Below are 668 nucleotides of genomic sequence, written 5' to 3' on the forward strand. Positions count from 1 at the left end.
GTCTGGGAAGATGTTTGTGCTGAGAAAGCAAACAGCAAGGCATACCAGCTTTATTACCCGCAGGTGCAACACCAGCTCCTGGTAACGGGGGCCAAGCAAGGCTGGTTAGTCTTCTACTTTGAAGGTCAGATTCAGGAGTTTCCAATACTCCGAGACGAAGCCATGATTCAAGAAATCTTGGCCGAGGCTAAAAAGTTCTGGCAACAGGTAGTAGACAAGAAGGAGCCCGACAAAGATCCAGAGAGAGACCTGTACATACCGCAAGGTGAAGAGGTCAACCGTTGGATTGCTGCTGCTGAGGAATACCGCCTCTATGATGCTGAGATTCAGGAGCTGAAACAGCGACTGTCTGAGCTTCAAGAAAGGCAAAAGCCTCATCTCGACACCATGAAGTCCCTCATGGGGGAATACTTCCATGCCGACTACTGCGGTGTGATGGTAACGAGATACAAAGCGGCTGGCCGGGTAGACTACAAAAAGCTGTTGGCTGATAAGGCGTCAGGCGTGAAGCCTGAGGATGTTGACCAGTACAGAGAGAAGTCATCAGAGCGGTGCCGTGTAACGGTTACTGGCTCTGTGAAGCCACGGTACATTGTTGATGAGGACGTGCTTGCTCCTCTTGATGATTTGCCGGAAGAAGTAGAGACGTTCTACTGGTGAGTGGGGGA

1 protein-coding gene is annotated in these 668 nt (G+C 50.7%); it reads left to right on the plus strand.

Annotation, left to right across the window (positions count from 1 at the left end; translation table 11 throughout):
* Positions 1–660, plus strand: a 660-nt coding sequence (locus R7040_RS27010; protein ID WP_318097679.1) for an endonuclease, incomplete at its 5' end; no start/stop codon positions are given.
* Between the last annotated feature and the right edge of the window lie 8 nt (positions 661–668).

The sequence above is a fragment of the Vibrio sp. 1069 genome, from assembly GCF_033340555.1.